This window comes from Variovorax paradoxus (assembly GCA_016806145.1).
GTDB lineage: Bacteria > Pseudomonadota > Gammaproteobacteria > Burkholderiales > Burkholderiaceae_C > Variovorax.
In genome coordinates this window covers 3472406-3498796 of sequence record CP063166.1, presented here as the reverse complement: position 1 = coordinate 3498796, position 26391 = coordinate 3472406, and the positions used below count along the sequence as shown (strand labels likewise).

The window sequence follows — 26391 nt, the reverse complement described above, 5'->3', positions numbered from 1 at the left end:
GGCGAGGGCTTCGGCATGACCTAAAATTCGCGTCCTGCGCGGACGGCCCCAGTCAGCGGCCGCCCGCCCACGGATTTCCAGACCTCTCCAAAGCCCAACGCGGCCCCAAGGCCCCACCCATCGTGACGCAGCCCGCTTCCGTTTCCACTGCCCTTCCCGTCGTAACCATCTTCGAGGGCGGCAGCGCACTCAGCGAATTCCGCGCCCGGCAGCTGCTGCCGAAGCTGCAGGCCGTCGATCCGCGCATCGAGGGCATCGCCGCGCGCTTCGTGCACCTGGTGGTGACCGATGGCGCGCTCGACGCGGAAGGCCGCGAGCGCTTCGCGGCCCTGCTGACCTACGGCGAGCCCTTCGAGGCGCCCGCCGCCAAGGCCGCGGCGGCGGTGGTCGTCACGCCGCGCCTGGGCACGGTGTCGCCCTGGGCTTCCAAGGCCACCGACATCGCCCACAACTGCGGCCTGGCGCTGCGCCGGGTCGAGCGCGTCACCCAATACCACCTGAAGCTCAAGTCGCCGCTGCTGGGCAAGGCGCCGGTGCTCGAGGGCGAGGCGCTGGCCGCCGCGGCCGGCCCGCTGCACGACCGCATGACCGAATCGGTGCTCGCCACGGTCGACCAGGCCGCCAGCCTGTTCAGCGAGCTGCCGGCCCAGCCCATGGCCACGGTCGACGTGCTGGCCCAGGGCCGCGCGGCGCTGGAGGCGGCCAACACCGGCTTCGGCCTGGCGCTGGCCGAGGACGAGATCGACTACCTGGTCGATGCCTTCACCAGGTTGGGCCGCAACCCCAGCGACGTCGAGCTGATGATGTTCGCGCAGGCCAACAGCGAGCACTGCCGCCACAAGATCTTCAACGCCGACTTCACCATCGACGGCGCGGCGCAGCCGCAGAGCCTGTTCTCGATGATCCGCCACACCGAGCGCCAGAACCCGCAGCACACGGTGATCGCCTATGCCGACAACGCCTCGGTGATGGAAGGCGGCGAGATCGAGCGCTTCATCCCGCGCGGCGCCGATGCCGCGAGCGCACCGGCCTATACGAAGGACACGGCGCTGACCCACGTGCTGATGAAGGTGGAAACGCACAACCACCCGACGGCGATCTCGCCGTTCCCGGGCGCCTCGACCGGCGCCGGCGGCGAGATCCGCGACGAGGGCGCCACCGGCCGCGGCTCCAAGCCCAAGGCCGGCCTGACCGGCTTCACGGTCTCGAAGCTCTGGCCCGAGGACGGCCACTACGGCAAGCCCGAGCACATCGCGAGCCCGCTGCAGATCATGACCGAGGGCCCGCTGGGCGGCGCCGCCTTCAACAACGAGTTCGGCCGGCCCAACCTGCTGGGCTACTTCCGCGAGTACGAGCAGGCCCTGGCGAGCGACCGCGACACGGTGCAGCGCGGCTATCACAAGCCCATCATGATCGCGGGCGGCCTCGGCAGCATCGACGCCACCCAGACCAAGAAGATCCGCTTCCCGGCCGGCTCGCTGCTGATCCAGCTCGGCGGCCCCGGCATGCGCATCGGCATGGGCGGCAGCGCCGCCAGCTCGATGGCCACCGGCGCCAACGCGGCCGAGCTCGACTTCGACTCGGTGCAGCGCGGCAACCCCGAGATCGAGCGCCGCGCGCAGGAGGTCATCAACCACTGCTGGCAGCAGGGCGCGGCCAACCCGATCCTCGCGATCCACGACGTGGGCGCGGGCGGCCTCAGCAATGCCTTCCCCGAACTGACCAACGACGCCGGCCGCGGCGCGCGCTTCGACCTGCGCGCGGTGCCGCTCGAGGAATCGGGCATGGCGCCGAAGGAGATCTGGTGCAACGAGAGCCAGGAGCGCTACGTGCTGGCGATCGCGCCCGAATCGCTCGAACAGTTCAAGGCCTTCTGCGAGCGCGAGCGCTGTCCCTTCGCGGTGGTCGGCGTGGCGACCGAGGAGCGCCAGCTGCTGGTGGCCGACGAGGGCGCCGCGCTGCAGCCGGTCGACATGCCGATGGACGTGCTGCTCGGCAAGCCGCCCAAGATGCACCGCGACGTGCAGTCGGTGGCGCGCAGCTTCCAGCCGCTCGACCTCACGGGCGTCGACCTGCAGAAGGCCGCGATCGACGTGCTGTCGCACCCGACCGTCGCCTCCAAGCGCTTCCTGATCACCATCGGCGACCGCACCGTGGGCGGCCTGAGCCATCGCGATCAGATGGTCGGCCCGTGGCAGGTGCCGGTGGCCGACTGCGCCGTGACCCTGGCCGACTTCCAGGGCTTCGCGGGCGAGGCGATGAGCATGGGCGAGCGGACGCCGCTGGCCGCCTACGACGCGCCGGCCTCGGGCCGCATGGCGGTGGCCGAGGCGATCACCAACCTGTTGTCGGCGCCGATCGAGCTGTCGCGCGTCAAGCTGTCGGCCAACTGGATGGCCGCCTGCGGCGAGCCCGGCGAGGACGCCGCGCTTTATGCCACGGTCAAGGCCGTCGGCCTCGAGCTGTGCCCGGCGCTGGGCGTCTCGATTCCGGTCGGCAAGGATTCGCTGTCGATGCGCACGCAGTGGAAGGAGGGCGGCGAAACCAAGAAGGTGACCTCGCCCGTCAGCCTGATCGTGAGCGCCTTCGCCTCGCTCGACGACGTGCGCGGCACGCTCACGCCGCAACTCGACGCCAACGAGGACGACAGCACGCTGGTGCTGGTCGACCTTGGCCGCGGCCAGCACCGCATGGCCGGCAGCATCCTGGCGCAGACGCTGGGCCAGAGCGGCGACACCGTGCCCGACCTCGACGACCCGGCGCAGCTGGTGGCGCTGGTGAATGCCGTCAACGCGCTGCGCGCCGACGGCAAGATCCTCGCCATGCACGACCGCAGCGACGGCGGCCTGTTCGCCGCGGCCTGCGAGATGGCCTTCGCGGGCCACGTGGGCGTGGCGCTCAACGTCGACATGCTGGTCACCGAAGGCGATGGCATCTCCGACAGCCGCATGGAGACCGGCGACGCCAAGAACTGGGCGCAGCAGGTCAGCGCGCGGCGCGAGGAGCTCACGCTCAAGGCGCTGTTCAACGAGGAGCTCGGCATGCTGCTGCAGGTGCGCACCGCCGAGCGCAACGAGGTCATGCAGGTGCTGCGCGCCCACGGCCTGAGCACCCACAGCCACTTCATCGGCAAGACCCGGCCCGCGAGCTCGGCCATCGAGGCCGGCAAGGGCAAGCTCGAGGTGTGGCGCGATGCCAAGTCGGTGTTCAGCGCGAGCCTGCACGACCTGCACCAGGTCTGGGACTCGGTGAGCTGGAAGATCGCGCGCGAGCGCGACAACCCGGCCTGCGCCGATGCCGAGCACGCGGCCGCCGGCGAGCCTGCCGACCCGGGCCTGCACTGGCACCTGCCGGCCGGCGCCGAGCCCGCCGCACCCGCGGTGCTGGCTTCGCGGCCCAAGGTCGCGATCCTGCGCGAGCAGGGCGTGAACTCGCACGTCGAGATGGCCTATGCCTTCAGCGAGGCCGGCTTCGAGGCCTTCGACGTCCACATGACCGACCTGCAGTCGGGCCGTGCGCGGCTCGCCGACTTCAAGGGCGTGGTGGCCTGCGGCGGCTTCAGCTACGGCGACACGCTGGGCGCCGGCATCGGCTGGGCCCGCAGCATCACCTTCAACCCGCGCCTGGCCGACGAGTTCAAGCGCTTCTTCGGCCGCGCCGACACCTTCGGCCTCGGCGTGTGCAACGGCTGCCAGATGTTCGCCGAGCTGGCCGACATCATCCCGGGCGCCGAGGCCTGGCCGCGCTTCACCACCAACCAGAGCGAGCGCTTCGAGGCCCGCCTGTCGATGGTCGAGGTGCTCGAGTCGCCGAGCCTGTTCTTCGCGGGCATGGCCGGCGCGCGGCTGCCGATCGCGGTCGCGCATGGCGAGGGCTACGCCAACTTCAAGCACCGTGGCGATGCCTCGAAGGCGATCGCGGCCATGCGCTTCGTCGACAACCAGGGCCAGCCCACCGAGCAGTACCCGTTCAACCCGAACGGCAGCGCGGGCGGCCTGACCTCGGTGACCACGGCCGACGGCCGCTTCACCGCGGTGATGCCGCACCCCGAGCGCGTGTTCCGCAACATCCAGATGAGCTGGAACGGCGGCGACGCGAGCGAGCGCAGCCCCTGGATGCGCATCTGGCGCAACGCCCGCCGCTGGGTGGGCTGATCGCCGGCGGCGAGGGTTCCAATCCGGCAAGGCCGGTGGGGACTTTCGCCGCGGCCCGCGCGACGGGGCCGGTAGACTCGGCCGCATGTCGCGCATCTTCGCTTCCACGCTGACCGCACCGGCCCTGCCGGGCGCGCTCGCGCGTGGCCGGCGCCGCGCGGCGCGGATGACGGCGCTCAAGCGCCGATCGCCCTGGCATTCCTGAGCCCGGCGATCCTTCCTCCTTCCTTTCTTCTCGCGCACCTCCCGATCGCCGGGCCTCCTCCAAGCCCGCGCGCCGGCGCGTCCGCCTCATTGCGCTCCCTCGATGGAGCCCGCGGGCACGCCTTCACTTCATCAGGAGCCACCCATGCAAGCCACCGCCTCGTTCACGCGACTCGAACGAACCCTCACCCAGCTCGACCACGCACGCCTGCACAAGCTCGCCGCGCATGCGCTGCAGACGCGCGGCGCGGCCGATCCGATCGCGCAGGCCCTCGCGGAGATGCTCGACTGCAGCGAGGTCGTGGCGCCGCGGGATGCGTCGCCCGACCTCGTCACGATGAACTCGCGCGTCGAGCTCGAGGACCCCGCGAACGGCGAGCGCTACACGATCACGCTGTGCTATCCGCGCGATGCCAAGCCTTCGGAGGGCGAGGTCTCGGTGATGTCGCCGGTGGGCGCGAGCCTGCTGGGCGCGCGCGTGGGGCAGGTGGTGGAATGGACCACGCCGGCCGGCGTGCAGGGCGCGGCGCGCGTCGTGGCGCTGCAGTTCCAGCCCGAGGCGGCGGGCGAATACCTGCGCTGAAGCGCGCGCTTCAGCTCGCCGCCCCGTGCAGCAGGCTGCCGGGCGTCGTGCCGTAGGCGCTCTTGAAGGCGCGCGAGAAATGCGAGAGGTCGCTGAAGCCGCACTGGTAGGCGGCCTGCGTGACCTGCTGCACGCGGCCTTCGGACAGGATGTGGAAGCTCTGCTCGAGCCGGCGCTTCCACAGGTGATGCATCACGGTCGTGCCATGGGCCGCGAACACGCGCGTGAGCGTGCGCGGCGAGACATGTGCGGCCTCGGCCACGCCGGCCATCGACAGGCCGGTGTCGTCCAGGTGGGCGTCGATGTAGCGCACGGCCTTCTCGTAGATGGAGCCATGGCGCGTGGCCGCGGCGGCGCCCTCGGCCACGTCCTGCAGTTCCATCGCGGCGCTCAGCGTGTCGAGGAAGGCCGCGGCGAAGCGTGCCTGCGCGGGCAGGGCGGCATCGCGCGCCTCGAAGCGCAGCGCCTCCTCGGCCATGCCGTGCAGCAGCCCGGCCAGCGAGCTGCCGTCGGCGATCTTGAGCGCCATCATGTGCTCGGCCTTCGGGAAGCGCGACAGCAGCTGCTGGCGCGGAAAGCGCACCAGCAGCAGCGACTCGGGCACGAGCTCGTGCACGAAGGGCCGGGCCGCGTCGTACAGCACGATGTCGCCGGCCGAGGCATGCAGCGTGCGGCCCTGCTGCGCCATGTTGGCCTGGCCGCGCTGGAAGAAGGCGGCCACGATGTCGTCGTCGGGCGCGACGCGCGCGAGCTGGTCGGTGCGGATGAAGGTGTGCGGCTTCGACTGCATGCGGCACACCGTGAGGCTGCCGAGCTGCTGGCCCGAGAGGCAGCCGTCGAAATCGCGCGCGAATTCGCCGCGCGCCGGTATCAGGCGCCGACATACCGATTCGCGCCAGAACTCGGTCTTGTGCCGTGGCGCGAGCGCCTCGGTCGAGTGGTAGAAGCCCATGGTCGACACCCTCCGCGCCGATGGCGCGCCGCGGATTCTTGCAAGAAACAAGCCCAAAGAAAAACGGCCCGAAGGCCGTCTTTGCTGAGGAATGTGCGCCCGGGGCGCCGCGATCACTCGATCTTGGCCTTGGCGCGCAGGTCTTCCTGGTACTTCTGCAGGCGCTGCTGCTGCAGCTGCTGCGTGATCTGCGGCTTGATGTCGTCCATCTTCGGCAGCTGGGCCTGGCGGATGTCGTCGACGCGGATGATGTGCCAGCCGAACTGGGTCTTGATCGGCGCCGGCGTGGTCTCGCCCTTCTTGAGCTTGATCATCGCTTCCGAGAACTCGGGCACGAAGTTGGCGGGGTTGGCCCAGTCGAGGTCGCCGCCGTTGGCGCCCGATCCCGGGTCCTTGCTCTGCTTCTTGGCGATGTCCTCGAACTTGGCGCCCTTCTTGAGGTCGGCCATGATCTTCTTCGCCTGGTCCTCGGTCTCGACCAGGATGTGGCGTGCCTTGTATTCCTTGCCGCCGTTGGCCGCCACGAACTTGTCGTACTCGGCCTTCACGTCGGCGTCCGAGACCGGATTGGTCTTGCGGTAGTTCTCGAACAGCGCGCGGATCAGGATCGCCTGGCGTGCGAGCTCGAGCTGGTTCTTGTAGTCCTCGGTGGCGTCGAGGCCCTGCTTCTGCGCTTCCTGCATGAACACTTCGCGTGCCACGACTTCCTCGCGCAGCTGACCTTGCATCTCGGGCGTGACCGGACGGCCGGCCGCGGCCAGTTGCTGGGCCAGCGCGTCCATGCGTGCCTTGGGCACCGCCTTGCCGTTGACGATGGCTGCGTTCTGCGCCAGGGCGGCCATGGGAACGGCACCGAGCAGCGCTGCGGCCGCGACGGCCTGCAAGATTTGTTTTTTCATGGATTGAATGTCGGGCTGAGAAATGCGCTTGGATGAAAGTGCGCGTGGAGGAAACCGGGGCAAATACACAGGGGGAGGGAGCGCCGCCGCGGAGAACCGGGGCCCGTCAGCCGGCGGCTGGCGGTGGATGGACGACTCAGAGCACCTCGATGGCGATGGCGTGCAGACCCTGTGCGATGAAAAGTTGGAGGGCATCATACACAAGCCGATGACGCGCCACGCGTGGCTTTCCCTCGAACAGCGGGGAGGCGATGCGCACCCGGAAATGGGTGCCGAATCCCTCGGCATTGGCCCCCGCGTGGCCCGCGTGCGCGGCGCTCTCGTCGATGACCTCGAGCGCCGTCGGCCGCAGCGCGGCGCGCAGCGCGGCCTCGAGGGCCGCCACGGTCGGCAGCGGATGCGAAGCGGTGGTGCCGTTCATGCTCAGGCCGCCGGCTTGTCGTCGCCGCTCTTGAGGTGCGGCGAGATGTACAGGCCCTGCGCCACCAGGAACACGATCGGGAACGCATAGCCCCAGAGCTTGAAGTTGACCCAGGCCTCGGTCGTGAAGTAGGCCGCGACGTAGCCGTTGATGGCGGCCATGAACAGGCAGTAGCCGATCCACGCGATGTTCAGCCGCATCCAGATGCGGTCGGGCAGCTCGAGCTGCGAGCCCAGCAGCATCTTCAGGAAGTTCTTGCGGAAGGCCCACAGGGCCACGGCCAGCGCCACCGCCATCGCGCCGTAGAGCACGGTCGGCTTCCACTTGATGAAGCGGTCGTCGTGCAGCACCAGCGTGAGCGTGCCGAACAGCAGGATCAGCACCAGCGTGGCCTTCTGCATCGCCTGCAGCTTGCGTTCCATCGCATAGATGATCGCCATCTGCACCACCGTGGCGGCCATCAGCACGCCGGTGGCGGTGTAGATGTCGGCGAGCTTGTAGGCCCCGAAGAACAGCAGGATCGGGAAGAAGTCGAGGATCAGTTTCATGCAGTCGGATGGCGAGGGGGCCGGAGGGAAAGGGGGAGGTCGCCGTTCAGGGCTTCTTCTGGAAATCCAGCGAGGCCGAGTTCATGCAGTAGCGCAGGCCGGTCTCGGTCGGTCCGTCGGGGAAGACGTGGCCCAGGTGCGCGCCGCAATTGGCGCAGACATTCTCGGTGCGCACCATGCCGTGCGAGCGGTCGACGATGTTGCGGATCGCGCCCGGCACGGCTTCCTGCGAGAAGCTGGGCCAGCCGCAGCCGGCGTCGAACTTGGTGGCCGACTCGAACAGCTTGGCGCCGCAGCAGACGCAGTGGTAGGTGCCGTCGTCCCAGTGGGCTTCGTACTTGCCCGTGAAGGGGCGCTCGGTCGCCGCGTGGCGGGTCACCTCGAAGGCCGCCGGCTCGGCGCCTTTTTCGGCGAGCAGCGCTTTCCATTCGGCATCGGTTTTCTGGACGGGTGTGTTCATGATGAGCAGCTGATTTCGATCGTGGAAGCCCAGTCGGGCGGGAACCCGGCATACGCATCGGCGCCGGGATGTTCTTCAAATGGGGATTCCAAAAGGCCGAGCAAGGTGGCCACGCCCGAGAAGTCGCGCCGACCAGCCGCTTCGATGGCCTGCTGGCCCAGGTGGTTCCGCAGCACGTACTTCGGATTGCTGCGCAGCATCAATTCGGCCGCCTGCTCGCGCGGTGTATGGGTGTGGCGCTCCAGAAACGATAGCAGCCAGGCGTCGAAGCCGGCGCGGTCGATGAACAGCTCGCGCACCGGCTCGATGTTGCCGTCGACGCAGTACTGCGCGAGCCGGCGCCAGAAGATGGTGTAGTCGGTCTTCTCGGCCGCCAGCAGCTTGAGCGCGTCCTCGATCAGCGCGCGGTCGCCGTCGGCCGCGTCGGCGAGGCCGAGCTTGGCGCGCATGCGGTTCTCGAAGGCGTTCGGGAAGGCGGTCTTGTACGACTCGAGCGCGGCCAGCGCGAGCTCCTGGTCCTCGATCAGCGGCAGCAGCGCCTGGCCGAGGCAGAACAGGTTCCAGTACGCCACGTTGGGCTGCTGGTTGAAGGCATAGCGCCCGCCGGTGTCGCTGTGGTTGCAGATGTGGCGCGGATCGAAGCCGTCGAGGAACTGGAACGGCCCGTAGTCGATGGTGAGCCCGAGGATGCTCATGTTGTCGGTGTTCATCACGCCATGGCAGAAGCCCACCGCCTGCCAGTGGGCCAGCAGGGTGGCGGTGCGCTCGCTCACGGCCTCGAGCAGCGCCGCGTAGGGGTTGCCGCCGAAGCGCTCGTTGTGGCGGCAGGCCGGGTAGTAGCGGTCGATCACGTAGTCGGCCAGCGCGCGCAGTTCATCGTGTTGCTGGTTGGCCGCGAAATGCTCGAAATGGCCGAAGCGGATGAAGCTGGTCGCCACCCGCGTGACCACCGCGGCGGTCTCGATCTCCTCGCGGCGCACGCGCGCGTCGGAGCCGGTCACGCACAGCGCGCGCGTGGTCGGGATGCCCAGGCCATGCATGGCTTCGCTGCAGAGGAACTCGCGGATGCTCGAGCGCAGCACCGCGCGGCCGTCGCCCATGCGCGAATAGGGCGTGCGGCCCGCGCCCTTGAGCTGGATCTCGAGGCCGCCCGCGGTCTCGCCGAGCAGGATCGCGCGCCCGTCGCCGAGCTGGCCGGCCCAGACGCCGAACTGGTGGCCGCTGTAGACGCTGGCCAGCGGCCGCGCGCCCGCGAGCGGGATGTTGCCGCTCAGGGCCTCGAGCAGCGCGTCGTTGCGCCAGTCCGCGGGCAGGCCCAGCTCGCGCGCGACCTGCTCGCTGTGGCCGACCCAGTAGGACGGCGTGGGCGAACTCAGCGGGGTGGGGCGCAGTTCGGTGAAGAAGCGCGGGCCCAGCGCCGCGAAGCCTTCGACCCATTCCAGGCCCAGGTCGGCGTTCTCGGGCCGGGCGGCGGTGGCGTCGGTGCGGGTTTCTTCGGCAAGCGGGCTCGTGGGCGTCATGGCCCGATTGTCCGGCAGAGCGCGAGACCCCAGGCCGAGGGCGGTCAGGCCGCGGCGCGCAGCAGGGGCAGGTTGGCGCCTTCGCCCTGCCACAGCCGCGTGCGGTACTGCGCCGGCGGCAGGCCGAACCAGCGCTTGCAGGCGCGGAAGAAGTTGCTGCTGTCGACGAAGCCCAGCAGGTCGGCCACGTCGGTCAGCGTGTGGCGCTCCTGCGCCAGGTACTGCTGCGCCAGTTCGCGCCGGGTGCGATCGAGCAGCGCCTGGAACGACACCGACTCCTCCTGCAGCCGGCGCTGCAGCGTGCGCTCGGCCAGGCCCAGGCCCGCGGCCACGTCCTGACGGCGCGGCTCGCCGTGCGGCAGGCGGCGCGCGATCTCGGCGCAGACCAGGGTGCTGGTGGTGGTCTGGCCCAGCTGGTCGAGCTGGTCGTCGAGCAGGTGCTCCTGCATCTCGCCGAGCTCGGGGTGGCTGGTCGGCAGCGTCATCGCCAGGTTGGCGGCCGACAGCAGCATGCGGTTGGCCGGGGCGCCGAAGCGCACCTCGCAGCCGAAGGCCTCGCGGTGCGGCCGGTCGTCGTCGGGGGGCGGATAGGCGAACTCGATCGCCAGCGGCTCCATCTCGCGCCGGATCAGCCAGCGGCACTGCATCAGCATGGTGAGCAGGGCGTACTCGACGCGCTGGCGCGGGATCGGCAGGCTGCCGCCCGTGTGCTGCATCACCATCCAGCGGCCGCGTGCCTCGGGCTGCACCGAGAACGCGGTGGCATCGGAGATCACGGGCATGTAGCGCGCGAGCCGGTCCATCGCCTCGCCGAGATCGACGCAGCAGGCCATGACGTGGGCGACGGTGCCGAGCTTGCTGTGGGTGGCGGCCAGGCCGCGGTGCAGGCCCAGCGTGGGTCGGCCCGCGCGCGCCACGGCCAGCTGCCACAGCACGGTGACCTCGTCGACCGGGATGCGCGCGTTCTGCCGCAGCAGCGATTCGGGGTCGAAGCCGGCGTCGCGCAGCAGCGAGGGCACGTCCAGGCCCTCGGCCTCGAACATCCTCAGCACCCCTTCGAGCCAGGCCGACGAGCTCGTGCGCAGCTCGGGCTGCGGCATGCAGCCCGGACGGCGCGCGGGCCGGCGCGCGTGGCGCGGGTTGGAGGCTCCTGAAGTCATTCGATTGGCTCGCTTGCGATAGCGGTGGAAACGGCACCCGTTCCTAGAATTTTTTTCGGGTTCGGCGGGCCGGAGTATGGCTGTCGGACACCGATGCAGGAATTCCGATTAACCCGGTGTGGAGACAAACACATGCAAGCAATGGCAACGGCAGCAAAAAGCCAGGGTACGGCAGGACAGAAGACGAAGGTGGCCTCGGCCATCGCCATGGCCGCGATCGCGGCCGCCTGCATGGCGCTGGTGGCCTGCGGCGGCGGCGGCTCCGGATCGAGCGGATTCTTCCCGGTGGCGCCGCCACCACCGGCACCCCCGCCGCCGCCCGCGCCCCCGCCGGCCGCCGACGGCCCGATGGTGCGCCAGACCACCGCCGGCAAGATCGAGGGCGTGGACGACAGCGCCGCCACCGGCACCTTCTCCTGGAAGGGCGTGCCTTTCGCCCAGGCGCCCGTCGGCGCGCTGCGCTGGGCGCCGCCCGCCGATCCCAAGGCCTGGGAAGGCGTGCGCTCCGCCGCCAGCTTCGGCCACAGCTGCGCCCAGGGCGGGCGCTACTTCAGCCCCGCGCCCGGCGACGCGCCGTTCGGCCTCGGCAACCGCGAGGGCTTCGGCAAGCCGGTGGGCGACGAGGACTGCCTCACGCTCAACATCTGGCGCCCGGCCGGCGACACCGCCAAGCTGCCCGTAATCGTCTACATCTACGGCGGCAGCAACATCTCGGGCTACACCGCCGACCCTGGCTACGACGGTGCCCAGCTCGCCAGGCGCGGCAATGCCGTCGTCGTGACGATCAACTACCGCCTCGGCGTGCTCGGCTGGCTCGACCTGCCGCAGCTCAAGACCGGCGAGGCGAAGAACGACTCGGGCAACTTCGCGCTGCTCGACCAGATGCAGGCGCTGAAGTTCATCCAGGCCAACATCGGCGCCTTCGGCGGCGACGCGGGCAACGTCACGGTGATGGGACAGTCGGCGGGCGCGGTCAACACCTGGGGCCTGGTGGTCTCGCCGGCGTCGGCCGGCCTGCTGCACAAGGCGGTGCCGTTGAGTGGCGGGATTGCGTTCTCGCCGCGCGCCACCGCGCAGACCTATTCGAAGAAGCTGCTCAACGCCATCGCGATCGCCGACGGCAAGGCGGCCGATCCGGTTGCGGCCGATGCCTGGATCGCCTCGCAGACCAACGCGCAGATCGCGACCTACCTGCGCGGACTGCCGGCCGACAAGCTGCTGACCATCGTGCTCGCGAACCCGCTGCTGGGCAACGCGCCCGCGCCGATCGAGGACGGCACCGTCCTGCCGGTGAACTCGGCCGCCGAGGTGGCCGCAGGCCGCTTCAACAAGGTGCCGATGCTGATCGGCAACACGCGCGACGAAGGCACGCTGTTCGCCAACACCTTCGGCACCTTCACGGGGCAGGGCCTGGGCTTCAAGCCCACCGACTACGAGCGCTTCGGCCTGCAGTACAACTTCAATCCCGACGTGCCGACCACGCTCACCGAAGCCGACCTGATCAACGCACCCTACCTGCCGGTAGGTAAGCCGCTGACCGGCTGGAAGGCCGCATCGGATTTCGCGACCAACGTGGTCTTCCTCAACGCCTTGCCGCCGCAGATCGACGCGGTCGCCAAGTACCTGCCCACCAGGACCTGGTACTACCGCTTCGACTGGAGCCAGCAGGTGGCGCCGTTCAACACCGTCTATGGCGCGACGCACGGGCTCGACACGGTGTTCATGTTCCACAACTTCGGCACCAACATCTTCTCCTTCGCCTATGGCGAGGCGAACCGGCCGGGCCGCGAGGCGTTGTCGGATGCGATGGTGGGCAGCCTGTCGGCGTTCGCGCGCACCGGCGATCCGAACCACGCGGGCCTGGGCGTGACCTGGCCCAACTGGCCGCGCAAGATCGTGTTCGACGCGAGCAAGACGCAGCTGCAGAACAGCGCGCCCTGAGACGGTGCACTGGCGGCGGACACCCTCATGGCGGCCAACGCCGCCACGGCGCCTGCATGCTCCGGCGGGCGCCGGCTGTCGTCTGGACGACAGATCGGTGTCCGCGAAGTGCGGGTTTCTGTCATTGTGCGAACGCACATAAATTGCGTGAATCGCGCTAGTCCTGAAACCGCTGAATTTTGTTGAAAGAAGGAGCCTGTAGATGCTGGGTTTGATGCAAGACCGACCGCTTTTGATCTCGTCGCTGATCGAGTTCGTCGAGCGCCACAACGGCGATGGCGAGATCGTTTCGCGCCGGGTCGAAGGCGACATCCACCGCTGTACCTGGAGCGACATCGCATCGCGTTCCCGGCAGGTGGCCAATGCGCTGGACGGCGAGCAACTGCTGTTCAGCGATCGCATCGCGACCCTGGCCTGGAACGGCTACCGCCACCTCGAGCTCTATTACGGCGTGAGCGGCAGCGGCCGCGTGCTGCACACCATCAATCCGCGCCTGCATCCCGACCAGATCGCATGGATCGCGAACCATGCCGAAGACCAGATCCTGTGCTTCGACCTGACCTTCCTGCCGCTGGTGCAGGCCGTGCACGCCAAGTGCCCGACCATCCGCAAGTGGGTGGCGCTGTGCGGGCCCGACAAGCTGCCGGTCGACAGCGGCGTGCCCAACCTCGTGAGCTACGAGGACTGGGTCGGCGGCCAGTCCACCGACTATCAATGGCCGGTGTTCGACGAGAACTCGGCCTCGAGCATGTGCTACACGAGCGGCACCACGGGCAACCCCAAGGCCGCGCTCTACAGCCACCGCTCGACCATGCTGCATGCCTATGCGGCCGCGCTGCCCGACGTGATGCGCATCTCGGCGCGCGACTCGGTGCTGCCCGTGGTGCCGATGTTCCACGTCAACGCCTGGGGCATTCCGTACTCGGCCGCGCTCGTGGGCTGCAAGCTGGTGTTCCCGGGCCCGGCGCTCGACGGCAAGTCGGTCTACGAACTGATCGAAGGCGAGGGCGTGACCTTCGCGGCCGGCGTGCCCACCGTGTGGCAGATGATGCTGGGCCACATGCAGACCAACGGCCTGAAGTTCAGCACGCTCAACCGCACCGTGATCGGCGGCTCCGCCTGCCCGCCGGCCATGATCAAGGCCTTCCAGGATCTCTACGACGTCGAGGTGCTGCATGCCTGGGGCATGACCGAGATGAGCCCGCTGGGCACGCTGTGCACGCTCAAGAACAAGCACCTGAAGCAGTCGCCCGAGGAGCAGCTCACGGTGCGCCTCAAGCAGGGCCGCGCGATCTTCGGCGTCGACCTGAAGATCGTCGACGGCGAGAACAAGGAACTGCCGTGGGACGGCAAGGCCTACGGCGACCTGCTGGTCAAGGGCCCGTGGATCGTCAAGGAATACTTCAAGGGCGAGGGCGGTGATCCGCTGATCGACGGCTGGTTCCCCACCGGCGACGTCGCCACCATCGATGCCGATGGCTACCTGCAGATCACCGACCGCAGCAAGGACGTGATCAAGTCCGGCGGCGAATGGATCAGCTCGATCGACATCGAGAACATCGCGGTCGCGCATCCGGCCATCGCCATGGCGGCCTGCATCGGCGTCTACCACCCGAAGTGGGACGAGCGCCCGATCGTCGCGGTGGTGAAGAAGCCCGGCGCCGAGGTCACGCGCGAGGAACTGCTGAAGTTCTACGAGGGCAAGACCGCCAAGTGGCAGATCCCCGACGACGTGGTGTTCGTCGAGGCGATTCCGCTGGGCGCCACCGGAAAGATCCTCAAGACCCGGCTGCGCGAGCAGCTCAAGGACTACAAGCTGCCCGGCCTCTGACGCGGTTCGCGGCGCTGGCCGTGTCGCCTAGGCGATAGCACGGCCACCGCCGCGGCCCGGCTTGCGGGCAATCCCTGTGCGACCGAAAAAAGCGCGCTTGTACGCTGCCGAGGCAGCCGATCGGGCGGCCCTACAACCTGGAGACTCCTCATGCGTTTTGCCCTCAAGTCCATCGCCGTGTGCGCCCTGCTGGCCGGTGCCGGCGCGTCCTTCGCCCAGAAGGGCGAGACCGTCAAGATCGCCTGGCTCGATCCGCTGTCGGGTCTGATGGCCGCGGTGGGCACGAACCAGCTCAAGACCACCCAGTTCCTGGCCGAGGAGTTCAACAAGAAGAACGCCTCGGGCGTGAAGTTCGAGATCATCGGCATCGACAACAAGCTCAGCCCGCAGGAAACCACGGCTGCGCTGCGCTCGGCGCAGGACCAGGGCGCGCGCTACATCCTGCAGGGCAACGGCTCGGGCCCGGCGCTCGCGATCATCGATGCGATCGAGAAGAACAACGCGCGCAACCCGGGCAAGGAACTGCTGTACCTGAACTACGCGGCGGTCGATCCCGACCTGACCAACAGCAAGTGCAGCTACTGGCATTTCCGCCTCGACGCCGACACCTCGATGAAGATGGAGGCGCTGACCACCTGGATGAAGGACCAGACGGACATCAAGAAGGTCTACATCCTCGGCCAGAACTACGCGCACGGCGTGCAGGTCAGCAAGTACGCCAAGGAGAACCTCAAGAACAAGCGGCCCGACATCCAGATCGTCGGCGACGACCTGCATCCGCTGGCCCAGGTGCGCGACTTCTCGCCCTACATCGCCAAGATCAAGGCCTCGGGCGCCGACACCGTGATCACCGGCAACTGGGGCTCCGACCTGTCGCTGCTGATCAAGGCCGCCAACGACGCGGGCCTCGACGTCAAGTTCCTGACCTACTACGCGCCCGGCGCCGGCACGCCCACCGCCATGGGCTCGGCCTCCGCGGGCAAGGTCTACACCGTGGCCTATGCCCACTACAACATGGGCGGCGACATCCAGCGGCTGCTCGGCGAGTTCAAGAAGAAGATGAACGACGACCTCACGCAGGCGTCGATCTTCCATGCCTTCGCGCTGCTCGACAACGCCTTCGTCCAGACCAGATCGACCGACCCGGTCAAGGTCGCGGCCGCGCTCGAGGGCATGAAGTTCAAGAGCTTCAACGGCGAGGTCGAGATGCGCAAGACCGACCACCAGCTGCAGCAGGGCCTGTACATCGCGCGCTGGGAGAAGGCCAGCGCCAAGTACCCCTACGACGCCGAGAACACCGGCTACACCAACGTTCCCGTGAAGTACTACGAGTCGTACGTGGCGAGCACGCCGACGACCTGCCAGATGAAGCGCCCCTGAGGGTGTTCATGCGCATTTCCTACCCGGAGGTAGCAAAGCCTACCGACGGGTAGAAATTGGAGAAATGCGCTGTCGCCTGCGCGATAGAAACCGGGCTTCCCGGCACTCCCCTTACGGGCAATCCCTGAGGGGAGGGGCAGGGAACGCTTGTACGCTCGTGCAAGGCTTTTTTGATTCGGTTTGACCAGGAGATATAGATCGTGAAGTTCACTCTGAAAATCGCTACCGCAGCCATCCTTGCCGCAAGCGCCGCCGGCGCCCTGGCCCAGAAGGGTGAAACCGTCAAGATCGCATGGCTCGACCCGCTGTCGGGCCTGATGGCCGCGGTCGGCACGAACCAGCTCAAGACCTTCCAGTTCCTCGCCGAGGAATTCAACAAGAAGAACGCGGCCGGCGTGAAGTTCGAGGTCATCGGCATCGACAACAAGCTCAGCCCGCAGGAAACCACCGCCGCGCTGCGCTCGGCCATGGACCAGGGCGCGCGCTACGTGGTGCAGGGCAACGGCTCGGGCCCGGCGCTCGCGATCATCGACGCGCTCGAGAAGCACAACGCCCGCAACCCGGGCAAGGAAGTGCTCTACATCAACTACGCGGCGGTCGATCCCGACCTGACCAACAGCAAGTGCAGCTACTGGCACTTCCGCCTCGATGCCGACACCTCGATGAAGATGGAGGCGCTGACCACCTTCATGAAGGACCAGCCCGAGATCAAGAAGGTCTATCTGATCAACCAGAACTACTCGCACGGCCAGCAGGTCTCGAAGTTCGCGAAGGAAAACCTCAAGACCAAGCGCCCCGACGTCGAAGTCGTCGGCGACGACCTGCATCCGCTGGCCCAGGTGCGCGACTTCGCGCCCTACATCGCCAAGATCAAGGCCTCGGGCGCCGACACCGTGATCACCGGCAACTGGGGCTCCGACCTCGCGCTCCTGATCAAGTCGGCCAACGACGCGGGCCTCAACGTCAAGTTCTACACCTACTACGCCGTCACCAACGGCACGCCGACCGCCATGGGCGCGGCCTCGGACGGCAAGGTCTACCAGGTCGGCTACAGCCACTACAACGCGCCGGGCCCGGTCCAGCCGCTGATGGGCGAGTTCAAGAAGCGCTTCAACGACGACCTCTACACCACCGACATCTACACCGTCTACGCGATGCTCAGCGAAGCCTTCGTGCGCACCAAGTCGACCGAGCCGGTGAAGGTGGCCGCGGCGCTCGAGGGCATGAAGTTCAAGAGCTTCAACGGCGACGTCGAGATGCGCAAGGCCGACCACCAGCTGCAGCAGGGCCTGTGGATCACGCGCTGGCAGAAGGCCGACGCCAAGAACCCGTACAGCCCGGAGAACACCGGCTACACGCTGGCCCCGGTCAAGTACTACGAAGCCTACGTGGCGAGCACGCCCACCACGTGCCAGATGAAGCGGCCCTCCTGAACGCGGGACGCCCCTGAACGGTCGAGGCCCGACTTCAACACTCGGGCCTTTTTCTTTTTCATGTGATCCGAAAGACCGATGAACGTCGAATTCTTCGTCATCTCGCTGCTCAACGGCGTGAGCTACGGCCTGCTGTTGTTCATGCTGAGCTCCGGCCTCACGCTGATCTTCAGCATGATGGGCGTGCTCAATTTCGCGCACGCCAGCTTCTACATGCTGGGCGCGTACATCGCCTACACGCTGTCGAACATCATCGGCTTCTGGCCGGCGCTGTTCCTCGCGCCGCTGCTCGTGGGCGCGCTGGGCGCGGGCTTCGAGCGTTACTGCCTGCGGCGCGTGCACAAGTTCGGCCACGTGCCCGAGCTGCTCGTGACCTTCGGTCTTTCCTACCTGATCCTCGAGCTGGTGCAGCTGGTGTGGGGGCGCTCGACCGTGCCCTACGGCCTGCCGGCGCAGTTGCAGGGCCCGCTGTTCTCGCTCTACGGCACCCAGTTCCCCAAGTCGCGCTCCTTCATCATGCTGGTGGCGGTGCTGATGCTGGTGTCGGTGTGGCTGCTGCTCACGCGCACGCGCATCGGCCTCGTGATCCAGGCCGCGCTCAAGCATCCCGACATGGTCGAGGCGCTGGGCCACAACGTGCCGCGCGTGTTCATGCTGGTGTTCGGCGGCGGCGCCGCGCTCGCGGGTCTCGCGGGCGTGGTGGGCGGCAACACCTACGTCACCGAGCCGGCGATGGCGGGCTCGGTCGGCTCCATCATCTTCGTGGTGGTGGTGGTCGGCGGCATGGGCTCGCTGGCCGGCGCCTTCCTGGCCTCGCTGCTGATCGGCGTGATCCAGACCTTCGCGGTCGCCATGGACCAGTCGTTGGCGGGCGGACTGCAGGCGCTGGGCGTCGCGGTCAGCGACCAGACCTTCGGCTACGAGCTGCTCAAGCTCACCATCTCGCAGGTCGCACCGATCCTGCCGTACCTGTTCCTGGTCCTCATCCTGATCTTCAGGCCCAAGGGTCTGCTCGGCACCCGGGAGGACTGACGCCATGACATCGACCACGCAAGCCTCGCGCTACTACCGCTTCAAGCCCTGGAACATCGGCCGCTACCTGATCTGGGCGCTGTTCGCCATCGCCCTGATCGTCGCGCCGCACTTGTTCAAGAGCAGCCTGGCGCTGACCATGCTGTCGCAGATGGGCTACCTCATCGTCATCTGCCTGAGCTACAACATCCTGCTGGGGCAGGGCGGCATGCTGAGCTTCGGCCATGCCGTCTACGTCGGCCTGGGCTCGTTCATCGCGATCCACACGATGAACCTCGCGAGCAAGGGCGCGGTGCCGGTGCCGCTGGTGCTGATCCCGCTCGTGGGCGGACTGGCCGGCATGTTCTTCGCGATCCTGCTGGGCTTCGTCACCACGAAGAAGTCGGGCACCACCTTCGCGATGATCACGCTGGGCATCGGCGAACTGGTGGCGGCCATGGCGCTGATGTTCCCGAGCTTCTTCGGCGGCGAGGGCGGCATCACCACCGACCGCGTCTACGGCACGCCCTTCCTCGGCATGACCTTCGGGCCGCAGATCCAGGTGTACTACCTGATCGCGTTCTACTGCTTCGTGTGCACCGCGCTGATGTTCGCCTTCACCGGCACGCCGCTGGGCCGCATGCTCAACGCGGTGCGCGACAACCCCGAGCGCGTGGAATTCATCGGCTACAACACGCAGCGCGTGCGCTACTTCGCGTTCATCATCGCGGGCTTCTTCGCCGGCATCGGCGGCGGCCTGGCCTCGATCAACTTCGAGATCGTGAACGCGGCCGACAGCCTCAACGCGGTGCGCTCGGGCGGCTACCTGCTGTTTACCTTCCTCGGCGGCGCGGTGTTCTTCTTCGGCCCGATGATCGGCGCGGTGCTGCTGGTGTTCGCCTCGATCCTGCTGTCGGAGCTCTCGAAGGCCTGGCAGCTGTACTTCGGGCTGGTGTTCGTGTTCATGGTGATGTTCGCCCCGGGCGGCATCGCGAGCCTGATCATGATGAACCTGCGCGTGGCCAAGTTCGGCAAGTTCGACCGCTTCTGGTGGCTCTACCTCGCGCTCGCCGCGGCGCTGGTGCCGGTGGTGATCGGCGCGGCCGCGCTGATCGAGATGATCTACCACATCCAGCTCAACGCGGCGATGGGCTCGCGGCTGAACTTCTTCGGCGTCTCGCTCGACACCGCGGGCATGGGCAGCTGGCTCGGCGCGGTCGCGATCCTGGCCATCGGCCTGGGCGCGCTCGAGGTCGCGCGGCGCCGCTTCGTGCGGGTCTGGGGCCAGGCGCAGGAAGAGATCGAAACGGAAATCAAGCGTCGGGAGGCGGCGTAACACATGAGCGCTGAATACGCACTGGAACTCAAGGCGCTGCGAAAGAACTTCGGCAAGACCGAGATCATTCGCGGCGTGGACCTCGCGGTGAAGGCCGGCGAGCGCGTGGCCGTCATCGGGCCGAACGGCGCGGGCAAGTCCACGCTGTTCAACCTGATCAGCGGCCGGCTCGCGCCCACCAGCGGCGAGGTGCTGCTCAACGGGCAGCGCATCGACGGCAGGAAGCCCTACGAGATCAACCGGCTGGGCCTCGCGCGCAGCTTTCAGATCACGAACATCTTCCCCAAGCTCAGCGTGTTCGAGAACCTGCGCTGCGGCGTGCTCTGGAGCCTCGGCTACAAGTACACCTTCCTGCGCTTCCTCTCGAACCTCGACGACGCGAATGCGCGCACCGAGGAACTGATCCGCCAGATCGGCCTGGAACGCAAGCGCGACGTGCATGCGGTGAACCTCACCTATGCCGAGCAGCGCGCGCTCGAGATCGGCGTGACCATCGCCGGCGGCGCCAGCGTGATCCTGCTGGACGAACCCACGGCCGGCATGAGCAAGACCGAGACCTCGCACTTCATCGCGCTGATCAAGCACGTGACCACGGGCAAGACCCTGCTCACGGTGGAGCACGACATGGGCGTGGTGTTCGGCCTGGCCGACAAGATCGCGGTGGTGGTCTATGGCGAGGTGATCGCCTTCGACACGCCGGCGGCCGTGCGCGCCAATGCGCGCGTGCAGGAAGCCTATCTCGGTTCGTCGGTCGCCGATGCGCAAGGGGCGGGACACTAAGATGCTGAAGCTTCACGACATCCACGCCTACTACGGCAAGAGCCATGTGCTGCATGGCGTCTCCTTCGACGTGCAGCCCGGCGAGATCGTCGCGCTGCTGGGCCGCAACGGCTCGGGCCGCTCGACCACCGCCAAGGCCATCATGGGCCTGGTGCATGCCGAGGGCACGCTGCGCTGGAAGGAGCAGGACATCCTGCGCAAGAAGGCCTACGAGATCGCCCACCTGGGCATCGGCTACGTGCCCGAGAACCGCGACATCTTCCCCAAGCTCACGGTGCACCAGAACCTGCTCTTGGGGCAGAAGGGCTCGGGCAAGGGCAGCCGCTGGCAGTTCGACGACATGTACGGCATGTTCCCGCGCCTCAAGGAGCGCCAGCACACCGAGGCCGGCGTGCTCTCGGGCGGCGAGCAGCAAATGCTCACGCTGTGCCGCACGCTGATGGGCGACCCCGACCTGATCATCATCGACGAGCCCACCGAGGGCCTGGCGCCGAAGATCGTCGAGCTCGTGGGCCAGTACCTGCGCACGCTCAAGGACAAGGGCATCTCGGTGCTGCTGATCGAGCAGAAGCTCACCATCGCGATGGCGATCTCCGACCGCGCGCTCGTCATGGGTCACGGCAGCATCGTGTTCGACGGCACGCCCGCGAGCCTGCGCGCGGACGGGGCGACGCGCAAGGAATGGCTCGAGGTCTAGACTAGGCTTTCGAAAACGGACCTCCGGACGCAGAGGACGCGAAGATCACGCGAAGGACGCGAAAGAGCAGCCAAATACTTGTTTGGGTTTTCTTTGGCGTCCTTCGCGGAACCTTCGCGTCCTCTGCGTCCGGCCCCGTTTTCACCCCTTGTCCCTCCAGCGACTGCGTGCCATTGTTGCGCCGCGCCAAAGGCCTAGAATCCCCGGAAAAAGAACACTCGTGCTTTTTCTTTTTTCTCTTCACACACCAAGGAACGCAGCATGACGGCTGAATACAAAGTGCTCGGCGACGTCGCCGTGATCACCCTGACCAATCCTCCGGTCAACGGTCTCGGTTTCTCGACCCGCATCGGCATCACCGACGGCCTGTCGAAGGCCCATGCCGACGATGCCGTCAAGGCCATCGTCATCACCGGCGCCGGCAAGGCGTTCTCGGGCGGCGCCGACATCAAGGAATTCGGCACGCCCAAGGCGCTGCAGGAGCCCAACCTGCTGAGCGTCATCCTCGCGCTCGAAGCCGCCACCAAGCCCATCGTCGCGGCCATCCACTCGGTGTGCATGGGCGGCGGCCTCGAGCTCGCGCTCGGCTGCCACTACCGCGTCGCGGCCCCGGGCACCAACGTCGCGTTGCCCGAAGTCAAGCTGGGCCTCTTGCCCGGCGCCGGCGGCACGCAGCGCCTGCCGCGCGTGCTCGGCGTGGAAACCGCCCTCAACATGATCGTGAGCGGCGAGGCCGTGAAGTCGGAACTGCTCGCGAGCCTGCCGGGCCAGAAGCTGTTCGACAAGTTGGCCGCCTCGCCCGAGACCGTGTTCGACGAAGCCGTCGAGTTCGCCAAGGCCGCGGCAGCCAAGGGCGGCGACCTGCCGCTGGTGCGCAGCCTGCCGTGCAAGCACCCGCAAGGCGATGCCTACTTCCAGTTCACCAAGAACATGGTCGGCGGCATGTCGAAGAACTATCCGGCGCCGCTCAAGTGCATCGACGCCGTGCAGGCCGCGACCAAGCTCAAGTTCGACGAGGGCATGGCCGAGGAACGCCGCCTGTTCACCGCGCTGATGTTCACGCCCGAGTCGCTGTCGCTGCGCCACCTGTTCATGGCCGAGCGCGCCGCCTCGAAGATCCCCGACGTGCCCGAGGACACCCCCAAGCGCGAGATCAAGTCGGTCGGCGTGATCGGCGCCGGCACCATGGGCGGCGGCATCTCGATGAACTTCCTCAACGCGGGCATCCCCGTGAAGATCCTCGAGATGAAGCAGGAAGCGCTCGACCGCGGCATCGCCACCATCAAGAAGAACTACGAAGCCCAGGTCAAGAAGGGCAAGCTCAAGCAGGACAAGTACGAGCAGCGCATGGCGCTGTTGAGCACCACGCTGAGCTACGACGACCTGAGGGACGCCGACCTGATCATCGAAGCCGTGTTCGAGGAGATCGGCGTCAAGGAGAAGGTCTTCAAGGAACTCGACCGCGTCGCCAAGAAGGGCGCGATCCTGGCCTCGAACACCTCGACGCTCGACGTCGACAAGATCGCATCGTTCACCGAGCGTCCGCAGGACGTGGTCGGCATGCACTTCTTCAGCCCGGCCAACGTGATGAAGCTGCTCGAGGTGGTGCGCGGCAAGCAGACCGCCAAGGACGTGCTCGCCACGGTCATGGCCATCGGCAAGAAGATCAAGAAGACCTCGGTGGTCTCGGGCGTGTGCGACGGCTTCATCGGCAACCGCATGATCGAGCAGTACAGCCGCCAGGCCGGCTTCCTGCTCGACGAGGGCGCGACGCCGCAGCAGGTCGACAAGGCGATCGAGAAATTCGGCTTCGCGATGGGCCCGTTCCGCATGGGCGACCTGGCCGGCAACGACATCGGCTGGGCGATCCGCAAGCGCCGCGCCGTCGAGCGCGCCGACATGAAGTACAGCCGCACGGCCGACAAGCTCTGCGAACTGGGCCGCTTCGGCCAGAAGACCGGGGCAGGGTGGTACGACTACCAGGCCGGCAAGCGCGATGCGATCCCCTCGGAACTCGTCAACAAGATGATCGAGGACCACCGCAAGGAACTGGGCATCACGCCGCGCAAGATCTCCGACGAGGAAATCGTGCAGCGCCTGGTCTACGCGCTGGTCAACGAAGGCGCGCACATCCTCGAGGACGGCATCGCCTCGAAGTCGGGCGACATCGACATGGTCTACCTCACGGGCTACGGCTTCCCGATCTGGCGCGGCGGCCCGATGCACTACGCCTCGCAGGTCGGCCTGTACAACGTGGCCGAGACCATGAAGCGCTTCGCGAAGAACCCGCGCGACGACGCCGAGTTCTGGCAGCCCGCCGCGCTGATCCAGAAGCTGGTGGCCGAAGGCAAGTCCTTCGGTTGATGTCGACGGATCTCGACCGCCCATGTTGAAACGCATCTTCCTGGGACTGCTGCTGGTGCTCGTCGCGCTGGCGGCGGTCGTGGCGGTCAAGACCTGGACCACGCCATCGCGCCAGCTCGCGGTGGCGCCGTCCCCCAAGCCCGAGATCGACCTGCAGGCCGCCGCCAAGCGGCTCGCGGGTGCGATCCCCATTCGCACGGTGTCCAGCCTCGACGACCCGGCCGCCAACCTGGCCGAGTTCGACAAGCTGCACGCCTACCTCGCGCAGAACTTTCCCAAGGTCCACGCCACCCTCAAGAAGGAATTGGTGGGCCAGAAGGCGCTGCTCTACACCTGGACCGGCAGCGATGCCGCGGCCAAACCCATTGCGCTGATGGCGCACCAGGACATGGTGCCGATCGCGCCCGGCACCGAGAAGGCCTGGAGCGTCGACCCCTTCGGCGGCGAGATCAAGGACGGCTTCGTCTGGGGCCGCGGCACGCTCGACAACAAGGGCAACCTGTTCGCGCAGATGGAGGCCATCGAGCTGCTGATCGCGAGCGACTTCCAGCCGAAGCAGACCGTCTACCTCGTGATGGGCGACGACGAGGAGGTCAGCGGCCTGCGCGGCGCGCTGCCGATCGCCGAGCTGCTCCAATCGCGCGGCGTGAAGCTCGACTGGGTGCTCGACGAGGGCCTGCTGGTGCTCGACGGCGTGCTTCCGGGCCTGAGCAAGCCCGCGGCGCTGATCGGCCTGGCCGAGAAGGGCTACGCCACCTTCTTCCTCTCGCTCGACACCGCGCCCGGCCACTCGTCGATGCCGCCCGCGCACAGCGCGATCGGCCGCCTGGGCGCGGCGCTCGCGAAGCTCGAGGCCCACCCGATGCCCGGCGGCATCCAGGGCGTGGCCGCCCAGATGTTCGGCACGCTCGCGCCCGAGATGAGCGGCATCAATCGCGTGATGCTGTCCAACCTCTGGCTCACGGCGCCGCTGGTCGAAGGCCAGCTGCAGAAGAGCCCGAGCAGCAACGCGATGCTGCGCACCACCACCGCGCTGACCATCGTGCGCGCCGGCAACAAGGACAACGTGCTGCCCGGCCGCGCCGAGGCCGCCGTCAATTTCCGCGTGCTGCCCGGCGACACCATCGACAGCGTCGAGGCCCATCTGCGCAAGCAACTGGGCGACGACGAGATCAAGATCAAGCGCTACCCCGGCAACTCCGAGGCCTCGCCGGTCTCGCCGACCGACAGCGCCGGCTACCGGACCATCGAGCGCTCGGTGCGCCAGTCCTTCCCCGACGCCGTCGTCGCGCCCGGCCTCATGACCGCGGCCACCGATTCGCGCCACTTCTCGATCCTGAGCGACGCGGTGTTCCGCTTCTCGCCGTTCCGCATGAAGAACGAGGACCTCGCGCGCTTCCATGGCACCAACGAACGCCTCGCGATCTCGAACTACGGCGAGATGATCGGCTTCTATCAGCAGCTGCTGCGCAACGCCTCCGGGGCGCAGCCCCAGTAACCCGGCTTTCCCTTCCATCTTCGAAAAGGACCTCACCATGACCAGCGCCGTCATCGTTTCCACCGCCCGCACGCCGCTCGCCAAGAGCTGGAAGGGTGCCTTCAACATGACGCACGGCGCCACGCTCGGCGGCCATGCGGTGCAGCATGCGATCGCCCGCGCCGGCATCGAGGCCGCCGAGGTCGACGACGTGATCATGGGCTGCGCCACGCCCGAGGGCGCGACCGGCTCGAACATCGCGCGCCAGATCGCGCTGCGCGCCGGCTGCCCGATCACCACCTCGGGCATGACCATCAACCGCTTCTGCTCCTCGGGCCTGCAGACCATCGCCACCGCCGCCCAGCGCGTCATCGCGGGCGAGGGCGACGTCTACGTGGCCGGCGGCGTCGAGAGCATCTCGTGCGTGCAGAACGAAGCCAACAAGCACATGCTGGCCGACCCCTGGCTCGTCAAGCACAAGCCCGAGATCTACTGGAACATGCTGCAGACGGCCGAGCAGGTCGCCAAGCGCTACAACATCGGCCGCGACGCCATGGACGAATACGGCGCCGCGAGCCAGCAGAAGGCCACGGCCGCGCTGGAAGCCGGCCGCTTCAAGGATGAGATCGCGCCGATCACCGTGCTGGCCGGCGTGGCCGACCCGGTGCTGGGCCTGCGCACCAAGGAAGTCACGATCGAGAACGACGAAGGCATCCGTCCCGGCACCACCAAGGAAGGCATCAGCGGCATCCGCTCGGCCATCCCCGGCGGCCTGATCTCGGCCGGCAACGCCAGCCAGTTCTCGGACGGCGGTGGCGCCTGCGTGGTGGTCGACGAGAAGTACGCCGAGCGCAAGGGCCTGAAGCCGCTGGGCCGCTTCCTGGGCTTCGCGGTGGCGGGCTGCGAGCCCGACGAGATGGGCATCGGCCCCGTCTTCGCGATCCCCAAGGTGCTCAAGCGCCTGGGCCTGACGGTCAACGACATCGACCTGTGGGAGCTCAACGAAGCCTTCGCGGTGCAGGTGATCTACTGCCGCGACAAGCTCGGCATCCCGGCCGACCGCCTCAACGTGGACGGCGGCGCCATCGCCGTGGGCCACCCCTACGGCGTGAGCGGCCAGCGCCTCACGGGCCATGCGCTGATCGAAGGCAAGCGCCGCGGCGCGAAGAAGGTCGTGGTCACGATGTGCATCGGCGGCGGCATGGGTGCCGCGGGCGTGTTCGAGGTGATCTGAGCTTCG

20 protein-coding genes are annotated in these 26391 nt (G+C 67.8%); 13 read left to right on the top strand and 7 right to left on the bottom strand.

Annotation, left to right across the window (positions count from 1 at the left end):
• Positions 1–122 precede the first annotated feature (122 nt).
• Positions 123–4154 (top strand): phosphoribosylformylglycinamidine synthase, encoded by a 4032-nt coding sequence (gene purL / locus INQ48_16405; GenBank protein ID QRF55015.1) that lies wholly within the window; start codon positions 123–125, stop codon positions 4152–4154.
• 349 nt (positions 4155–4503) lie between these two features.
• Positions 4504–4941, top strand: a complete 438-nt coding sequence (gene rnk / locus INQ48_16400) for a nucleoside diphosphate kinase regulator (protein QRF55014.1) — start codon at positions 4504–4506, stop codon at positions 4939–4941.
• Between the two features lie 10 nt (positions 4942–4951).
• Here the strand turns inward: rnk and INQ48_16395 are convergent, their stop codons facing one another.
• From INQ48_16395 to INQ48_16365, 7 genes are all read right to left on the bottom strand, one after another.
• Positions 4952–5893, bottom strand: coding sequence for a helix-turn-helix domain-containing protein (locus INQ48_16395; protein QRF55013.1), 942 nt, complete (start codon positions 5891–5893; stop codon positions 4952–4954).
• A gap of 113 nt (positions 5894–6006) precedes the next feature.
• Complete coding sequence (locus INQ48_16390; protein QRF55012.1) at positions 6007–6792, bottom strand: peptidylprolyl isomerase; 786 nt, start codon at positions 6790–6792, stop codon at positions 6007–6009.
• Positions 6793–6928: 136 nt separating this feature from the next.
• Positions 6929–7213, bottom strand: coding sequence for a BolA family transcriptional regulator (locus INQ48_16385; GenBank protein QRF55011.1), 285 nt, complete (start codon positions 7211–7213; stop codon positions 6929–6931).
• Between the two features lie 2 nt (positions 7214–7215).
• The gene (locus INQ48_16380; protein QRF55010.1) at positions 7216–7761 is read right to left on the bottom strand and encodes a septation protein A; all 546 of its coding nucleotides are present in this window, start codon (positions 7759–7761) and stop codon (positions 7216–7218) included.
• Positions 7762–7807: 46 nt separating this feature from the next.
• A complete protein-coding gene (msrB, locus tag INQ48_16375) occupies positions 7808–8221 on the bottom strand; it encodes a peptide-methionine (R)-S-oxide reductase MsrB (protein ID QRF55009.1) in 414 nt (137 codons plus the stop codon).
• Positions 8218–9741 (bottom strand): YdiU family protein, encoded by a 1524-nt coding sequence (locus INQ48_16370; GenBank protein ID QRF55008.1) that lies wholly within the window; start codon positions 9739–9741, stop codon positions 8218–8220. The genes msrB and INQ48_16370 overlap by 4 nt, the downstream gene beginning before the upstream one ends.
• Positions 9742–9785: 44 nt before the next feature.
• On the bottom strand, positions 9786–10841 hold the full coding sequence (locus tag INQ48_16365) for an AraC family transcriptional regulator (GenBank protein QRF60762.1): 1056 nt from the start codon (positions 10839–10841) through the stop codon (positions 9786–9788).
• Between the two features lie 201 nt (positions 10842–11042).
• Between INQ48_16365 and INQ48_16360 the strand changes: the two genes are divergently transcribed.
• The 11 genes from INQ48_16360 to INQ48_16310 all read left to right on the top strand — a co-directional run bounded on the left by INQ48_16360 (position 11043) and on the right by INQ48_16310 (position 26385).
• Positions 11043–12842, top strand: coding sequence for a carboxylesterase family protein (locus INQ48_16360; protein ID QRF60761.1), 1800 nt, complete (start codon positions 11043–11045; stop codon positions 12840–12842).
• A gap of 202 nt (positions 12843–13044) precedes the next feature.
• Positions 13045–14673, top strand: coding sequence for a fatty-acid--CoA ligase (locus INQ48_16355; GenBank protein QRF55007.1), 1629 nt, complete (start codon positions 13045–13047; stop codon positions 14671–14673).
• A 150-nt stretch (positions 14674–14823) separates the two neighbouring features.
• Positions 14824–16053 carry a branched-chain amino acid ABC transporter substrate-binding protein gene (locus INQ48_16350; GenBank protein ID QRF55006.1) on the top strand — a complete coding sequence of 410 codons (1230 nt, stop codon included), beginning with the start codon at positions 14824–14826 and terminating at the stop codon, positions 16051–16053.
• A gap of 200 nt (positions 16054–16253) precedes the next feature.
• Positions 16254–17486 carry a branched-chain amino acid ABC transporter substrate-binding protein gene (locus tag INQ48_16345; GenBank protein QRF55005.1) on the top strand — a complete coding sequence of 411 codons (1233 nt, stop codon included), beginning with the start codon at positions 16254–16256 and terminating at the stop codon, positions 17484–17486.
• A 78-nt stretch (positions 17487–17564) separates the two neighbouring features.
• Positions 17565–18518, top strand: coding sequence for a branched-chain amino acid ABC transporter permease (locus INQ48_16340; protein ID QRF55004.1), 954 nt, complete (start codon positions 17565–17567; stop codon positions 18516–18518).
• A 4-nt stretch (positions 18519–18522) separates the two neighbouring features.
• The gene (locus INQ48_16335) at positions 18523–19833 is read left to right on the top strand and encodes a branched-chain amino acid ABC transporter permease (GenBank protein QRF55003.1); all 1311 of its coding nucleotides are present in this window, start codon (positions 18523–18525) and stop codon (positions 19831–19833) included.
• Positions 19834–19836: 3 nt separating this feature from the next.
• Positions 19837–20613: an ABC transporter ATP-binding protein gene (locus INQ48_16330; protein QRF55002.1), complete on the top strand. Its 777-nt coding sequence runs from the start codon at positions 19837–19839 to the stop codon at positions 20611–20613.
• A 1-nt stretch (position 20614) separates the two neighbouring features.
• The gene (locus INQ48_16325; GenBank protein ID QRF55001.1) at positions 20615–21310 is read left to right on the top strand and encodes an ABC transporter ATP-binding protein; all 696 of its coding nucleotides are present in this window, start codon (positions 20615–20617) and stop codon (positions 21308–21310) included.
• A gap of 261 nt (positions 21311–21571) precedes the next feature.
• Complete coding sequence (locus tag INQ48_16320) at positions 21572–23674, top strand: enoyl-CoA hydratase/isomerase family protein (GenBank protein ID QRF55000.1); 2103 nt, start codon at positions 21572–21574, stop codon at positions 23672–23674.
• A gap of 22 nt (positions 23675–23696) precedes the next feature.
• A complete protein-coding gene (locus tag INQ48_16315) occupies positions 23697–25172 on the top strand; it encodes a M20 family peptidase (protein ID QRF54999.1) in 1476 nt (491 codons plus the stop codon).
• 37 nt (positions 25173–25209) lie between these two features.
• On the top strand, positions 25210–26385 hold the full coding sequence (locus INQ48_16310; GenBank protein QRF54998.1) for an acetyl-CoA C-acyltransferase: 1176 nt from the start codon (positions 25210–25212) through the stop codon (positions 26383–26385).
• Positions 26386–26391 lie beyond the last annotated feature (6 nt).